The sequence below is a fragment of the Actinoplanes sp. NPDC048988 genome (assembly GCF_043197815.1).
In the GTDB taxonomy this organism is placed as follows: Bacteria; Actinomycetota; Actinomycetes; order Mycobacteriales; family Micromonosporaceae; genus Actinoplanes.
The window spans coordinates 1-1,084 of the sequence record NZ_JBICTW010000041.1; the positions used below are offsets into that span (position 1 = coordinate 1).

General features: G+C 56.3%; 1 rRNA gene. It reads right to left on the bottom strand.

The window, feature by feature from the left end:
* Positions 1–1,084, bottom strand: a 23S ribosomal RNA gene (locus tag ACGFJ7_RS46795); the annotation flags it as partial.

Sequence of the window (1,084 nt, forward strand, 5' to 3'; positions counted from 1 at the left end):
GTTTAGGGTACGGGCCGCTCGGAACATCGCTAGAGGCTTTTCTCGGCAGCATAGGATCAATGACTTCACCTGAAACGGCTCGGCATCACGTCTCACCCATCACGCAGTGCGGATTTGCCTACACTGCGGGCTACACGCTTACCCCAGGACAACCACCGCCTGGGATCATCTACCTTCCTGCGTCACCCCATCACTAAACTACTAATCCAGAGGATCCTAGACTCCTGACCATAGACCCGAAAGTCGCCGGCCATTCGCGTAGTTAGCACCTGAAAATTCGTCTTGGGCGTTCCTTTGCGGGTACGGGAATATCAACCCGTTATCCATCGACTACGCCTCTCGGCCTCGCCTTAGGCCCCGACTCACCCAGGGCGGATTAGCCTGGCCCTGGAACCCTTGGTCATCCGGCGGAAGGGGTTCTCACCCTTCATTCGCTACTCATGCCTGCATTCTCACTCGTATAGCCTCCACGGCTGGGTCACCCCGCCGCTTCCCTGGCAATACGACGCTCCCCTACCCATCCACACCACTGCACCCAACCCGCAAAAGAGTTGAGCGGATGTATTGTGTGAATGCCACAGCTTCGGCGGTGTGCTTGAGCCCCGCTACATTGTCGGCGCGGAACCACTTGACCAGTGAGCTATTACGCACTCTTTAAAGGATGGCTGCTTCTAAGCCAACCTCCTGGTTGTCTAAGCGACCCCACATCCTTTTCCACTTAGCACACGCTTAGGGGCCTTAGCTGGTGATCTGGGCTGTTTCCCTCTCGACTACGAAGCTTATCCCCCGCAGTCTCACTGCCGCGCTCTCACTTACCGGCATTCGGAGTTTAGCTGATTTCGGTAAGCTTGTAGGCCCCCTAGACCATCCAGTGCTCTACCTCCGGCAAGAAACACACGACGCTGCACCTAAATGCATTTCGGGGAGAACCAGCTATCACGGAGTTTGATTGGCCTTTCACCCCTAACCACAGGTCATCCCCCAACTTTTCAACGTTGGTGGGTTCGGTCCTCCACGCAGTCTTACCCACGCTTCAACCTGCCCATGGCTAGATCACCCCGCTTCGGGTCTAGAACATGCGACT